Raw genomic sequence first — 13,545 nt, 5'->3', positions numbered from 1 at the left:
AGGTAATTGAGAAGAGGGATTGGCGGCTATGAACGGGTGGCATGAATGGAATGAAATCGATCAGGGCCTCATGAAGTTCGCTGTTATAATCGCACGATTCAATGGGCAATTCGTGATTATCAAAAATCGTAAACGAGGCGGCTGGGAGATTCCGGGCGGAAACCGTGAGCCGGGAGAAGCGATATTGGATACCGCAAGACGGGAGCTGTACGAAGAAACGGGAGCGATTCAATTTGATATAGCACCGTTCGGAATTTATTTATGGAGAGGCAGCTATGGCATGGTGTTCGCTGCGGAGATCAAAGAGTTTGAAAGCTTGCCTAATTATGAAATAGAAGAAATGAAGTTCGTAGATTCGTTGCCGGAGGGCTTGAACTTCGGCGACATGTTCTATCTTTTCGTAGAGAAGTGGATAGCATACACAGAGCAACTGCAGTGAGGAGCAAACACAATGATTCTGTTCCAAAATCAAGAGCTAAGCATCCGGACGCTTGAGCCTAATGATGCGGTCTTGCTGGAGAAGTGGCTCTCTAACCCTGTTGTACTGGAGTATTACGAGGGGAGAGATCGTCCGCATGACCAGGCGCTCGTTCAGCAGCATTTCTACGATGAGGCGGATACTGCCACACGATGTGTCATCCTATATGAATCGGCAGCGATTGGGTACATACAGTTTTACGAGATTGATGAAGAAGAAAAAGAGGAATATGGCTACGTTGAATTCAGCGGCAACATATTAGGGATGGATCAATTCATTGGAGAACCGACGTACTGGAATCGAGGGATTGGCTCGCGATTAATCAAGGATATGGTTCAATACCTCATTGATCAACACCGTGCTGCTCGGATCGTAATGGACCCTCAGGCTTGGAACGAAAGGGCAATTAAGGTATATGAAAAGTGTGGTTTCGTTAAGAAAAAGCTGCTACCGAAGCATGAGCTTCATGAAGGCGAATATCGCGATTGCTGGTTGATTGAATACGATAGAGATAGAGATAGAGATAGAGATAGAGATAGAGATAAAGGATTATTGCAATTTAGATAGAATGGTTATAGTTAAAAATTGTATATATGAGGGAGGCACTCTCATTGTTTAAATTATTGAAAAGTATCGCAGTTTTGTCTCTGATATCCATGCTTCTAGTGCATCCGGTGTCGGCAGAAGCGAAAACAGTGAAGTTAAAGGTAACGTTAGTGAGCATGGAGTTAGTTGAAAATAACCATGTAGGCAATGAGTGGTATGCGGCTGCGTATGTGAATGGCAAGGAAGTCAAAACAGGAAGCACGGTTACGCTGACCTTGAAAACGACAGACAGCATCAAGCTTAAAGCGTACGCCGAGGAGCAGGATAAGATCCCTGAATCGGGTACTGCGACGTTGTCCGTCAAAGCGGCTAACGTAACGAAAACGATAAGCAAATCATTAAAGGTAACGGTAACGGAAAATAGAGGAAGATATTCGGGCAATAGCGCCGATTGGAAATTCACCTTCAAAATACAAAAATAAGAAAGAAAACCAACTCTGCTGTACCCGATCAGTAGAGTTGGTTTTTTTCCTAAAAGGATGATTACCCATCGAGGCCTCGTCAGCTCAGTCTTTGCTGCAACAACGCACCTAACTCATCCGTCGTTTCCCATACGATTGGGCGAATTAGGGAATGATGGACAATTTGACTGGTGTCTACGCGACTGTGGTTAATCGTCCATATGACGTTGATTTTTTTGCCGCCGGCATATCCCGCATCAAAAAACAGTTCAGGCGCATCGGCGTTAACGTCAGCAATAACGAGCTTGCTTTCCGCAATTTGCTGAGGCGTAGGATGGTCCGCGCGCCTGTGACCGGAATAATTGACTAGCCTTACTAAGTAACCGCACTGCTCCAGCTTAGGCAATAAGTTATCCGACCAATCGGCAAACTCATCCGGGCTGCCGGCGATCAGGACGAAGCAAGGCTTCATCTTTCTGCCTGCGGCTCTCGTCACTGCCTCGCTCCAGCCTTTCTCAGTCAGCTTGAACCTCATGCCTTCCCGATCGATGAGCTGCTCTTCTCTTAGCTTCTCGATGATATACACAAGCTCTTGCATGGTGGGCGAATACGTTAAATTAAAGTGTTGGCTTAGCGGATGGATTGTAACCGCATCTCCGGCTTTGTCGGAATGCCTATACAAATATTGGAGCAAGCGTGCGCCCTTCTCCTCTACGGAAACCGGTATGGCAGAGCTATTGCGAATCGAATCCAAGACTTCGAATGTCAGTGATACAGACTCGCCGCAATCGGTCATCTCACGAATATAGCCGGATATACTTGTATAGAGATGCATCTTAATCGGATTCGACAAGACATGGATTAGCTCATAGCTTTCTCTATGAAGACTGTAATTGCCGTCAGGCGCACAATAGCAGTCATTGTAAATGTCATAATCGCTCTCTGTTGCAACGTATACGAGAGCGCTGCAAAATAAACAACGTTTTTTCTCCATCATGTTGCCCCCTCTACGTTAAACTTTCGATCATCATAGCGGATATAGGGGGTAATGTCCGATTAATAATTTTTAACCTTCCACATTCTAGGTATAAAAAAACTGCCCCATAGCAGATTTTATCTGCTTAGGGACAGCTTATTCCGAACATTTACGAACCCGATTTAAACAACGTTGCTATCGATCCGCCTTCGGTAATAATCTTAATCGCTGTTGCGATAATCGGCGACATCGGAAGCACGATGAATTTATCGGAATGGTTCTCGTCAATGGCGATCGTGTCCGTAATGACGACCTCGCGAATATTCGGATGCGTCAGCTTTCCTATTGCGTTGTCTGAGAACACGCCATGGGTCGCGCATATGTAAGCATCGTGAGCGCCTTTTTTCTTAAGCGCCTCGACGACATTGACGATCGTGCTGCCTGTATCGATCAAATCTTCAATGATAATCGGCGTCATGCCTTCGACATCACCGATAATATGCGTAATCTCGGACTGATTGTGGGCAGGACGGTTTTTGATCATGATCGCAAACGGACAATTCAGGCGACCTGCCAGTTTCTCGGCGGTAGTAGCCCGTCCGGCATCGGGAGAGACGACAACCGGGTTCGTTATTTTTTTGCGTGTTAGATAGTCAATGATTAAATCGAGCGCGGTCAAATGATCGACCGGTATGTCGAAAAAGCCTTGAATCGGATCAGCGTGCAAATCGACGGTTATAATGCGATTCGCGCCGACTGTAGTAAGTACATCTGCAACGAGCTTGGCTGAAATCGGTTCGCGAGGCGCAGACTTACGTTCCTGCCGGGCATAGCCATAGTAGGGCATAACGATATTGACCGTTTTGGCGGATGCGCGTTTGGCGGCGTCGACCATAATGAGCATTTCAATTAAATGTTCATTTACGGGATGGGATAGCGATTGGACGATAAACACGTCGCATGACCGAATGGACTCGCCGTAGGAAACATGAATTTCGCCGCTTTGTTGGCGGGATATAGCGACGTCTCCAAGCGGAATGTTCAGCTCTTTGCACAATTGTTCAGCTAACGGTTTGTTAGAGGAACCGGAAAATATTTTGACCTTTTGCACCTGTGATCCTCCTAATGAAAGACAGCATTCTTTTTTTCAATCATAACAAACTAAGGAAGGGAGAACAAATCATTATGATCGAATGCCCTTGGTGTCATAACGAAGTCGAGATCGTGAACAAACGTTGCCCGAAGTGCCGACAACGTTTGTATGAGGATCAGGATGCGGATTTTGACGATATCGTAGACGAAGTAATGGATGGCGGACAACAAGGTTCAGTCGACGAAGAGCTGCAGCTCAGCGTGGAGGATCACATCATAAGCCGCTTTACATGCGTAAAGTGCAAGTTCGAGGAGTGCAGTATCAAGGAGGTTGCGATGACCGGAACGGGGCTCAGCAAGCTGATGGATATCCAGCATAACCATTATTTATTCGTCTCCTGTCTGGATTGCGGATATGTTGAGGTGTACGATCCGGATATTTTGCGCCAGAAGAAGAGCGGCAAGCTCGGGACGGGTTTGGACATTTTATTTTAAGGGTGATTTGGATTGATAGAGGGGCTAAGCATTCGAATTGGTTTAGATGATGATCTGGATTTGCTGGCGGCGTTGAACAAGCAACTCATCGAGGACGAGAAGCATGATAACAAGATGGATCAGAACCAGCTGAAAGATAGAATGGGAGCATGGATTGATGCCTCTTATACCGCTTATCTATTTGAGCAAAATGGCGAAGTCAAAGGTTATGCGTTGGTTGATCATGCGAGAGGGCCTTTGTACTTGCGGCATTTTTTTATCTGTCGGCATTGCAGGAGAGGGGGCTATGGAAAGGCGGCCTTTCGGCAGTTGACGGAGCTGCTTAGTACGAGCATCATAGATATCGAAGTGATGGAGTGGAACGAAACGAGCCGGCGTTTCTGGGCATCGTTAGGATTCAAGGAGCGAAGCGTGTATATGCGCTTGGAGAGCAATCATCATATCAAAGGAGAGGCACAACATGGATCTTAGATACCCGATTGGGAAATTTGAATTTACAGGAGAATGCTCCGCAGCTCAGAGAGAGCAGTGGATCAGCGAAATTGAGGCACTGCCAGTGAGAGTAGCGGCAGCCGTTGCAGGCTTGACCGAAGAGCAATTGAACTTGCCTTATCGCGACGGAGGCTGGACGGTGCGTCAAGTCGTGCATCATCTGGCAGATAGCCATATGAACAGTTTGACGAGATTTAAGCTGGCGCTAACGGAGGACGAGCCGACGATTAAACCTTATTACGAGGATCGGTGGGCCGAGCTTGAGGACTCCCTTAGCTTAGACATTGAGGTTTCCATTACAATGCTAAAGTCGTTGCATAAGCGATGGGTTGTGCTGTTGAAGGCGATGAAAGAAGCGGATTTCGAGCGTTCGTTCATTCATCCGGAATCGAAGAAGACGATCCGTCTTGACTATAATGTTGGATTGTACGCATGGCATGGTAAACATCATGTTGCGCACATCACGTCGCTTCGAGAGCGGCTTAGCCTATAAGAGGTCGCCGGCGGTGGACAGAATAGGAGATGAGAAATCCATCTTAGACGCACAAACATAGGTTACTGTGAGGAGATTAGGATGGGAAGTTCGTCTTATCCTCGGCTGGCGTGCCAAAGTTGAAGGTTATAGCGAGGCTGGTGGACAGAATAGGATGAAAAATCCATCCTAGACGCGCAAACATAGGTTACTGTGAGGAGATAGGATGGGAAATCCGGCTTATCCTCGGCTGGCGTGCCAAAGTTGAAGGTTACAGCGAGCTGGCAGACAGAATAGGATGAGAAATCCATCTTAGACGCGCAAACATAGGTTACTGTGAGGAGATAGGATGGGAAATCCGGCTTATGCTCGGCTGGCGTGCCAAAGTTGAAGGTTATAGCGAGGCTGGCGGACAGACTAGGATGAGAAATCCATCTTAGACGCGTAAACATAGGTTACTGTGAGGAGATAGGATGGGAAGTCCGGCTTATCCTCGGCTGGCGTGCCAAAGTTGAAGGTTACAGCGAGCTTGCGGACAGACTAGGATGAGAAATCCATCCTAGACGCGCAAACATAGGTTACTGTGAGGAGATAGGATGGGAAATCCTGCTTATGCTCGGCTGGCGTGCCAAAGTTGAAGGTTATAGCGAGGCTGGCGGACAGAATAGGATGAGAAATCCATCCTAGTCGTGCAAACATAGGTTACTGTGAGGAGATAGGATGGGAAGTCCGGCTTATGCTCGGCTGGCGAGCCGAAGTTGAAGGTTACAGCGAGCTTGCGGACAGAATAGGATGAGAAATCCATCCTAGACGCGCAAACATAGGTTACTGTGAGGAGATAGGATGGGAAGTCCGTCTTATGCTCGGGAGTGCCACTGAATGCCAAAAATATGCGAAGATGCGAAGAAGCCTCCGGCAGCTGCTAGTTAAGCAGCACTGGAGGCTTCTTGTTTACTTATTGCTCGAGTTAGCTCAATACGACGACGCCGTAACCTTCGAGCGTTACTTCGCCGCTAAGCTGCCGTCCTGTAAGCAGGTCGGTCTTCGGCTGGCCGATCGTGACAACAGCCGGCTGCTCGCTATAGTTGAGCAGGAAGTGGAGCGGACCGCTTTCGTCCTCGCGCACCGCAAGCTCGACTTGCATAGGCAGCTGCAGCCAATCCTGCGTCGGCGCTGCAAGTCCTAGCAGATCGATGATTTGATCTGCGGAAGCATCGTTGAACACCGCGCCATAGTACCATGCCTCGCCTGAACCAAGGCGATTACGTGTGACGGCAGGTTTGCCCGCATAATGATCGCTCGCATACCTTGCAAGCACCTCCACCGTATCAGCCTCAGGCAGAAGCACATCGTTGAACGAGTCTGCGCCAGTCACAACCGACTCCCCGTTCGCAGACTTCTGCTCCCAGGTCATCGACATAGGTGCGCGAGTTCCCTTAACCATCGTGAACTCCTCTACGGAAATACCGCATAACCCGGCTGCGGCGCCAGGGAATGGCCGCATGTAGCAATGACCGCGCTCGTCCTTGTAGCCGGTACGGCAGCCGAAGATGACGATGCCGCCTTCTCGCACGTATTGCTCCAGCAACGCAGCCGTTTCGTCGCGCATAATGGTCGGATGCGGGTAGACGAGCACCTTATAGCGCTGCAAATCGGCAAGCGTTGTCCCTGCGCGGATGAATAACGTATCGCTAGGAATATGGCGATACTGCAGCGCTTTGAACCAAGCTTTGCCGCTTGCCCAAGCGAACGGCCCATGCCAAATATCGTATTCGCCATCCCACTCGTTGTCGTAGTCGCGAACCAAAGCGATGTTCGCCGTGTAGCGGGTGCTGGCTATACGGTTGCCGGCAGCAGCGAGCTCTGCGCCGATCTGACCGGCCTCGCGCACGCGGCGATTCGGCTGGTTGTGGTAATCGTTAAGGCCATGCCAATAGATTTCAGTGCCGAACGTCGCTGTCCGCCAGCGGAAGTAAAGCACCATATTCGCGCCATGCGCGATCGATTGATATGTCCATAGACGCATTTGTCCCGGCTTAGGGGACGGCATATCCATCTTGTTCACCCAGCCGCCCGGACCGGCCTGCTGCTCCATGATGCAGAAGTTTGGTGAGATCGAGCGAACAGCGCCGAGCGACTGACTCCAGCCTCTGTCGGCGAGCGGGTTGACCTCGTTCGGATCAAAATAAATAGTCGAGAATTGCGGATAAGAATCGTAGCTGAAGAAATCGAGCAGCTCATCAGTCATTTGGTGATTATTAAGATGTCCGAACAAGCCGTTCGTCGTTACCCAATGATTCGGAGCTAGCTCACGCAAAATATCGGCCTGAACCTTCGCGAATGATATCGTATTATCGGAAATAAACCGTTTCTCGTCGAGCGCCAGATGCGGATTCGGCTGCTTGCCTCCCGGACCGATTCGCGGAAGAAATACTTGTTCCCAGTCCGAATATGTCTGGCTCCAGAACACGGTTCCCCATGCCTCATTCAGACGGTCCAGCGTTTCATACTTTGCCTTTACCCATGCGCGGAAGGCAATATGATCCGCTTCCGCATAGAACTCTCCGATCTCGCAGTTGAACTCGTTGTCGATCTGCCAGCCGATGACAGCCGGATGATTCTTGTATTGCTCGGCCATCTTCCGCGTAATAATGGCGGACAGCTCACGGTATTTCGGGCTGCTATAGTTATAGTGGCGGCGAAGGCCATGCTGCATGACGACGCCTTCTACCGTAGCGTTAAGCACCTCAGGGTAACGGTGTGTCAGCCAAGCTGGCGGCGTAGCAGTCGGCGTGCCGAGAATCACTTTCAGTCCATGCTTATGCGCTAGATCAAGCGCGCGATCGAATAGCCCAAATTCAAATACGCCTTCTTGCGGTTCGAATATCGACCAAGCGAATTCGGCAACTCGGATGACCGTGAAACCGAGCTCGCGCATCCGGCGGAAGTCGTCCTCCCATAGCTCTTCTTTCCAATGCTCAGGGTAATAGCAGACGCCAAGCTTGAACTCCTCAAGCGCATCGGCATGCGGGGTAGTATTCGTTATATTCAATGTAAAATTCCTCCTTGGATATCGCTCTAGTGTGACTATATTGCGGTAGTAGTGTATATTAATCATTGTAAAAACGATATGTAAAATCGTAAATAATAATATACTGCTATTGATATTAGAATATTGCGGAGTTGGACAATGGGGGGGCGAATGATGCTGGAGCATTACGTATTACCGAAGCCTGCGTTCTCTGAATATGTGTGCTACCCGGATTCGCTCGGGAGGTACAACGACTATCCACAGCATGCTGAGCGAAGAGAACAAGGACAAATGATGGATTACAATCTGCATTTCATCTTTAGTGGAAGCGGGTACGCAGTGAACAATACGGGTGGCGAGAAGCTGCTGCTGAAGGCGGGAGACGGCTTTCTGTTTCCACGCGGCGCGTACCAGCAATACGGGACGATCCCCGAGGATACTTGGGATGTGCGGTGGATTCATTTTGACACAACGATTCAATTGCCTCATCTGAGGGAAGCAGAGGATTTCGGGAGCTGGTTCTTCACCTTCTCCAACAAGGAGAGGTTCAAGCAGCTGACGGAGGAGATGTACGGGTTATGCCGTCCGTTCGAAACGAGGAATGAGCCGCGTCTATCGGCGCTGCTCTACGAAATACTAGTGGAGCTCGCTCAGCATTCGGTGCGGCTCGAGGGCTCGGCTGGATTGGAGAAACAAAATGTGATCCGCGCCGCGGCCGACCAAATCCGCCATCGCTGCGAAGAAGGCTGGACGCTTGAGCGAATGGCGGCGCTATCGGGTTACAGCGCGTTTCACTTTCTGAGGTTGTTTCAACAGGTAATGGGCAAGACGCCGAATCATTACGTGACGGAATGCCGACTCGTTGCAGCGAAGCTATTGCTTGCCACCACCGTGCTGCCGATAACGGAAATTGCCGCCCGAACGGGCTTTTCGCAGACGAGCTATTTCATCCGTGTATTCCGGGCGGCGGAAGGCGTTTCGCCGAAGCAATACCGTACGATACGCGGACAAAGCGCGGGCAGGACATAGAATACTCCAGCTGGTCTACCTGCGATAACGCAGGCGAATCTCGATGCCAGTCGGATCATAAACGATGGCGATTTCGCCTCTCTCTGTAACTGTAATACCGTTGCTGCGCAGATGCTCAAGCAGCTGCTTGCGTGCTTCCGCATTCGGGAACACAATCGTATAGTAGTCTAATCCGACGGAATCCGCCCCTGGCAAGCTAGCGCCGACGCCAGCCCATACGTTCATCCCGATATGGTGGTGATAGCCGCCGGCGGATATGAACAGTGCCTGCATCGTTTCCTTGTAGTCACCGACGATGTCGAAGCCGAATTTATCGATATAAAACGCACGCGATGATCCGAGGTCGCTGACATGAAGATGGATATGGCCCATGACCGTTCCGAACGGCAGTCCGCTCCAATTTTCCCCTTGGCTAGCTGCTAGCAGGCTATCCCAGTTAATCGGGGCGTTAGCCATAACATAATCGCCTTTGGCGTCACGCTGCCACTCCTCGCGAGGGCGATCGGCGTATATTTCAATGCCGTGATGATCGGGATCGGAGATGTATAGCGCTTCGCTCACAAGATGATCGGCTTGTCCTATGGGAATGCCTGCCGAAGTTAGATGGCGGGCAACGAGCGATAACGACTTGCGATCAGGAAGCAAGAGAGCGAAGTGGTACAGCCCGGCATGCGAACGTCTTCTTGGAATGACGGCGTTCGGGATTTCTTCCAGCACGAGCAATATTTTAGCGGCTTCTTCATTCTCGCTCGCTACGCCAAGCATGGCCGATTGACCATCATCGCTATGCACAAGCAGCTTTAATCCTACAATATCCTCATAGAAACGGATCGAACGCTCCAGATTGCTAACTCGCAGCTTAACCTCGCCGAGTGAAATCGATTGATCCAATGGTATCGTCATTTCGCTGCACCCTCCAAATGAAATTTCATAATCAATTACTTACTAATAATAAGTATATAACTATTAGTTGTTAAAGTGAAGTGTACAATTGAAACTTCCCTGCTTCATCCATACATGAATTGGGAATGCTAGTATAATGTTCTCATTTCATCAAATCGGGAGGTTCTATTGAACAAGTTCAAATTTACTACCGAATGGGCCATCATGTTGGCCGCAATACTTATTCTTGGCGGCATTCTGATGCTGCGCCCGATCGTCGGACTCGCGGATAACGGCGATTTCGCCCGTATAATGTGGGCAGGGGGCATCGGATATGCGGACGACGAATCGTACCAAGAAACCTATTTTGGCTTCGCCCATACGGAATATACATATAAAAAAGCGTTATGGAGCGGCTATGTTTCGACGCAGATAATTATTGTCATGATTGCTGGATATTTAGGTCGAATCATCAATAGCTCCTATTTTGATATCCGCGTTTTATCATCTATGTACAGTCTTCTATATGCCGCGGCGCTGGTTACATGGATGAAATACAACAAAACGCGCTCGCTATTTCTGAATGCGGCTATCGTGGTTATAATGACGATTATTTTCCTCGATATCGGATATATCGCTTATTTCAATTCATTTTTCGGTGAAGCTGTTACGCTGATCTTCATACTGCTGACGTTCGGGCTGGCGCTAGCGGTTGCGACAAGTGATATACCGACGCGAAAGCTGTTGCTGTTGTTCTTCATCGCTTGTTTTTGCCTTATTTGCACGAAGCTGCAAAATGCTCCAATCGGATTGCTGCTCATCCTGTTAGCGGCCAGGTTTTGGTCGCTGCGCCAGGACAAGCCGTGGCGCAAAATGATTATAATCGGCTCATCCGTCCTACTGATCGCAACGGCCGTTATGTATATAGCCGCGCCGCAGCGGTTGAAACATATTAACCTGTATCAGACCGTCTTCTACGGTATATTGAAGGACTCGCCCGACCCGGCGGGTACGCTTAAGGAGCTTGGACTGCCGGAGTCGTTTAAAGTGCTGGCAGGGACGAATTATTTTCAGACGGATACGGCTATTAAGCAAAATGACCCTATTCTGACAGAGTATTTTTACAGCAAGCTGAGTCACAAAGACGTGCTGCTCTACTATATGAAGCACCCGGACCGTTTCCTTCAGAAGCTTGAGCGCGGTGCAGAGAGCGGAATGAGCATCCGGCCCTACTATCTGGGAAGCTATGATAAGGACGAAGGAAAGCCATATGGCACAATTGCGTATACGTTCAGCTTGTGGAGTGAGTTCAAGCATGACTATGTACCGAATAAACTATGGTTTGTTAGCTTGATCTATCTCATTTATTATGCCGGTATCGCCTATGAATATACGCGGCGCCCTACGGCGAGGCAGCGCGCCCGTATCGATATATTCGCATGTCTTGGCCTTATTGGTCTGTTCGGCATGGCCGTGCCGCTGCTGGGGGACGGTGAGGCCGATCTCGGTAAACATCTGTTTCTCTTCAACGTATGCTTTGATATGATGCTGGCTGTTGGTGTTGTTTACTTATTAGCAATACTGAAGAGCCGGGGCTTGCCGCTGCGCACTATCGGCGGCCGCGAGACTCCGTGACGAGTCTGAACGTTTTTTGACCATTCAGCTTAAAGGATCTAGCAATCGTTGGAATACGGCCTACCCTCACGATGTCGGTCGAACCCTTCGCATCCTTCGTAATCGTAAGCTTAAGGATCATCGCTCGAATCGTATCTATCCGGTTATGCAGCTTATGAGAGAGGAAGTTGCCGAGGGAGTAAGCTGCGACTCTCGTCTTGACTACGCCGTATTTGTCTCTCACTTTGCGTGTCACTACGGGTTGAAGCACATGCGGGTGAGCGCCTAATACGGCGTTCGCGCCATGCTTGAAGCATAAGGCGACGAGGCGGCGCTGCTCGGCATTATGCCGGGTGCGGTACTCTGTTCCGACATGAAGGCAGACGATCACAAAGTCGCTCTTCCGCCTGATTCGGTCGATGTCTGCCGAGATTCGCCGCGGCTCGATGAGATTGACTTTATGCGGCTGTGAGACCGGCATACGATTCGTCCCGTACGTATAGGATAGAATGCCGATGTCGATGCCTTTGACGCGCATAATGAGCTGTCTGCGGGATTCTTCTAACGATCTTGCTGTGCCCGTATGTTTAATGCCTAGGCTGTCCAAAATGCCTAAAGTCCGGTTCAGCCCGTACATGCCGCCGTCGGCGCAATGGTTATTGGCCGTCGTCATGACGTGGAAGCCTGTATTTTTCAGTGTGGAAGCAAGCTCATCGGGACAATTGAACAGCGGGTTGCCGGTTCGTTTGTTGCGAAGCTCGTATCGGCCGAGCCGATTCGGATTGCTGCCGAACCATGGCGTGCCCGAGAATGTCGTCTCCAGGTTGCCGATAAGCAAGTCGTTGTTGCGCAGATGAGGAGCGACGCCGGCGAATATAGGGCCGAATGCGTAACGGTTCGTTTGCCCGATCCTAGCAGAATCTATGATCGAGTTCTTCATAAGCAAATCGCCGATCGCTCCGATAGTAATGGTAGTCAATGGTTCACCTCTCCCAAGTCAAAGATGTAATACTTTATTCGAACAGGCGTACCGTGCGCGCGGTATACGACTAGGAGGGTGAAACATATATATGAAGCAATTCGTTAGAGTGTATAGTCGCCATAGTAATCAGCATTTAGCTTGGAAGTAGAAGGGAGTTGGCATATGAACGGATATGGAGGAACGCCCATGGGAGGCGTTGCACCTGCATTCGTGCAGAGAAATCCAGGGACGATCGAGGTAATTGGTGAAGGAACGGCTACGGCGCCCGCCGACCGGGCTATCATTGATCTTGGCGTTGTAACGGAAGGAACGGAGCTTCAGAGCGTTCAAGCGGAAAATGCGAAGATTGCTACTGAGGTTATAGAAGCGCTGCTAGGACTAGGCATCCCTCGCGAGAAACTGCAGACGCAGGATTACCGAATCGATACGATGTATGATTTCGTCGATGGGAAGCAGGTGTTCCGCGGCTATCAGGTGACTAATATGCTGCAAGTAACGGTGGATCAGGTGGCGCAGACTGGAGCTGTCGTAGATACTGCTGTCACAAGCGGAGCTAATTCCGTGACCAGCATTCGGCTGACAACCTCTCAGCCTGCGCTCTACGAACATCAAGCACTATCGAATGCGGTAAGAGATGCCGCCCAGCGAGCGATCACAGTGGCTCAGACGCTCGGCGTCGTCATTTCGAGCGTGCCGCTCGAAGTGCAGCAGTTGCCCCGTGCTAGCGGGCCGATGCCGATGTTCAAGGCGGTATCATTCGCCGCGGACAGCGTTGCGACGCCGATTGAGGCGGGGACTCTGACCGTTAACTCGTCCGTACGCGCGAAGTATGTGATCGTGCAGGCGTAGCGTAAGTGTATCGACCGTTATCGCGAGGTCGTTGGCAAGCAGCAAAGCCTACGCAGCGCACAGTGAAATAACTGGATTTCCTCCCGTTATTTTCAGCAGAAACGAAGCTTTGGATCTAATAACTGGAATTTATCCCCTTATTATTG

General features: G+C 49.9%; 14 protein-coding genes. 9 read left to right on the top strand and 5 right to left on the bottom strand.

Features of this window, described 5'->3' with window-relative positions:
* The first annotated feature begins 28 nt into the window (after positions 1-28).
* The 3 genes from V8F51_RS09825 to V8F51_RS09815 are packed head-to-tail and all read left to right on the top strand — an operon-like array spanning position 29 to position 1,506.
* A complete protein-coding gene (locus V8F51_RS09825; RefSeq protein ID WP_337100019.1) occupies positions 29-439 on the top strand; it encodes an NUDIX hydrolase in 411 nt (136 codons plus the stop codon).
* A 12-nt stretch (positions 440-451) separates the two neighbouring features.
* Complete coding sequence (locus V8F51_RS09820) at positions 452-1,045, top strand: GNAT family N-acetyltransferase (RefSeq protein ID WP_337100018.1); 594 nt, start codon at positions 452-454, stop codon at positions 1,043-1,045.
* A 44-nt stretch (positions 1,046-1,089) separates the two neighbouring features.
* Positions 1,090-1,506, top strand: a complete 417-nt coding sequence (locus V8F51_RS09815; RefSeq protein WP_337100017.1) for a hypothetical protein — start codon at positions 1,090-1,092, stop codon at positions 1,504-1,506.
* Positions 1,507-1,585: 79 nt separating this feature from the next.
* Here the strand turns inward: V8F51_RS09815 and V8F51_RS09810 are convergent, their stop codons facing one another.
* Both V8F51_RS09810 and V8F51_RS09805 read right to left on the bottom strand, forming a co-directional pair.
* Positions 1,586-2,479, bottom strand: a complete 894-nt coding sequence (locus V8F51_RS09810; protein WP_337100016.1) for a hypothetical protein — start codon at positions 2,477-2,479, stop codon at positions 1,586-1,588.
* Positions 2,480-2,630: 151 nt separating this feature from the next.
* The gene (locus tag V8F51_RS09805; RefSeq protein ID WP_337100015.1) at positions 2,631-3,572 is read right to left on the bottom strand and encodes a ribose-phosphate diphosphokinase; all 942 of its coding nucleotides are present in this window, start codon (positions 3,570-3,572) and stop codon (positions 2,631-2,633) included.
* A 74-nt stretch (positions 3,573-3,646) separates the two neighbouring features.
* On the opposite strand from V8F51_RS09805, the gene V8F51_RS09800 reads away from it, so the two are divergent.
* The 3 genes from V8F51_RS09800 to V8F51_RS09790 are packed head-to-tail and all read left to right on the top strand — an operon-like array spanning position 3,647 to position 5,033.
* Entirely contained in the window at positions 3,647-4,048 is a 402-nt protein-coding gene (locus tag V8F51_RS09800; RefSeq protein ID WP_442956413.1) for a zinc ribbon domain-containing protein, read from the top strand.
* Between the two features lie 12 nt (positions 4,049-4,060).
* A complete protein-coding gene (locus V8F51_RS09795) occupies positions 4,061-4,519 on the top strand; it encodes a GNAT family N-acetyltransferase (RefSeq protein WP_337100014.1) in 459 nt (152 codons plus the stop codon).
* Positions 4,509-5,033 carry a YfiT family bacillithiol transferase gene (locus V8F51_RS09790; protein WP_337100013.1) on the top strand — a complete coding sequence of 175 codons (525 nt, stop codon included), beginning with the start codon at positions 4,509-4,511 and terminating at the stop codon, positions 5,031-5,033. Before V8F51_RS09795 ends, V8F51_RS09790 begins: the two co-directional genes overlap by 11 nt.
* 946 nt (positions 5,034-5,979) lie before the next feature.
* On the opposite strand, the gene V8F51_RS09785 is transcribed toward V8F51_RS09790, so the two are convergent.
* A complete protein-coding gene (locus tag V8F51_RS09785; RefSeq protein ID WP_337100012.1) occupies positions 5,980-8,064 on the bottom strand; it encodes a beta-galactosidase in 2,085 nt (694 codons plus the stop codon).
* 153 nt (positions 8,065-8,217) lie between these two features.
* Here V8F51_RS09785 and V8F51_RS09780 point away from each other — a divergent pair, with 153 nt between their 5' ends.
* Complete coding sequence (locus V8F51_RS09780; RefSeq protein WP_337100011.1) at positions 8,218-9,072, top strand: helix-turn-helix transcriptional regulator; 855 nt, start codon at positions 8,218-8,220, stop codon at positions 9,070-9,072.
* Between the two features lie 15 nt (positions 9,073-9,087).
* Here the strand turns inward: V8F51_RS09780 and V8F51_RS09775 are convergent, their stop codons facing one another.
* The gene (locus tag V8F51_RS09775) at positions 9,088-9,975 is read right to left on the bottom strand and encodes a VOC family protein (RefSeq protein ID WP_337100010.1); all 888 of its coding nucleotides are present in this window, start codon (positions 9,973-9,975) and stop codon (positions 9,088-9,090) included.
* A gap of 168 nt (positions 9,976-10,143) precedes the next feature.
* On the opposite strand from V8F51_RS09775, the gene wsfD reads away from it, so the two are divergent.
* The gene (wsfD, locus tag V8F51_RS09770) at positions 10,144-11,589 is read left to right on the top strand and encodes a glycan biosynthesis hexose transferase WsfD (RefSeq protein WP_337100009.1); all 1,446 of its coding nucleotides are present in this window, start codon (positions 10,144-10,146) and stop codon (positions 11,587-11,589) included.
* Here the strand turns inward: wsfD and V8F51_RS09765 are convergent.
* Positions 11,564-12,547 (bottom strand): CapA family protein, encoded by a 984-nt coding sequence (locus V8F51_RS09765; RefSeq protein WP_337100008.1) that lies wholly within the window; start codon positions 12,545-12,547, stop codon positions 11,564-11,566. The genes wsfD and V8F51_RS09765 overlap by 26 nt on opposite strands.
* Before the next feature lie 189 nt (positions 12,548-12,736).
* Between V8F51_RS09765 and V8F51_RS09760 the strand changes: the two genes are divergently transcribed.
* Positions 12,737-13,399 carry an SIMPL domain-containing protein gene (locus V8F51_RS09760; RefSeq protein ID WP_337100007.1) on the top strand — a complete coding sequence of 221 codons (663 nt, stop codon included), beginning with the start codon at positions 12,737-12,739 and terminating at the stop codon, positions 13,397-13,399.
* Positions 13,400-13,545: the final 146 nt, after the last annotated feature.

The sequence above is a fragment of the Paenibacillus sp. YIM B09110 genome (assembly GCF_037167145.1).
Classification (GTDB): domain Bacteria; phylum Bacillota; class Bacilli; order Paenibacillales; family Paenibacillaceae; genus Pristimantibacillus.
This window is presented reverse-complemented; position numbering and strand designations above follow the sequence as displayed.

Excerpts from the sequence above, each read along its gene's own strand:
- V8F51_RS09780 (WP_337100011.1), top strand. The coding sequence starts at position 8,218 with ATGCTGGAGCATTACGTATTACCGAAGCCTGCGTTCTCTGAATATGTG.
- V8F51_RS09825 (WP_337100019.1), top strand. The coding sequence starts at position 29 with ATGAACGGGTGGCATGAATGGAATGAAATCGATCAGGGCCTCATGAAG.
- V8F51_RS09810 (WP_337100016.1), bottom strand. The coding sequence starts at position 2,479 with ATGGAGAAAAAACGTTGTTTATTTTGCAGCGCTCTCGTATACGTTGCA.
- V8F51_RS09775 (WP_337100010.1), bottom strand. The coding sequence starts at position 9,975 with ATGACGATACCATTGGATCAATCGATTTCACTCGGCGAGGTTAAGCTG.
- V8F51_RS09800 (WP_442956413.1), top strand. The coding sequence starts at position 3,647 with ATGATCGAATGCCCTTGGTGTCATAACGAAGTCGAGATCGTGAACAAA.
- V8F51_RS09760 (WP_337100007.1), top strand. The coding sequence starts at position 12,737 with ATGGGAGGCGTTGCACCTGCATTCGTGCAGAGAAATCCAGGGACGATC.
- V8F51_RS09790 (WP_337100013.1), top strand. The coding sequence starts at position 4,509 with ATGGATCTTAGATACCCGATTGGGAAATTTGAATTTACAGGAGAATGC.
- V8F51_RS09820 (WP_337100018.1), top strand. The coding sequence starts at position 452 with ATGATTCTGTTCCAAAATCAAGAGCTAAGCATCCGGACGCTTGAGCCT.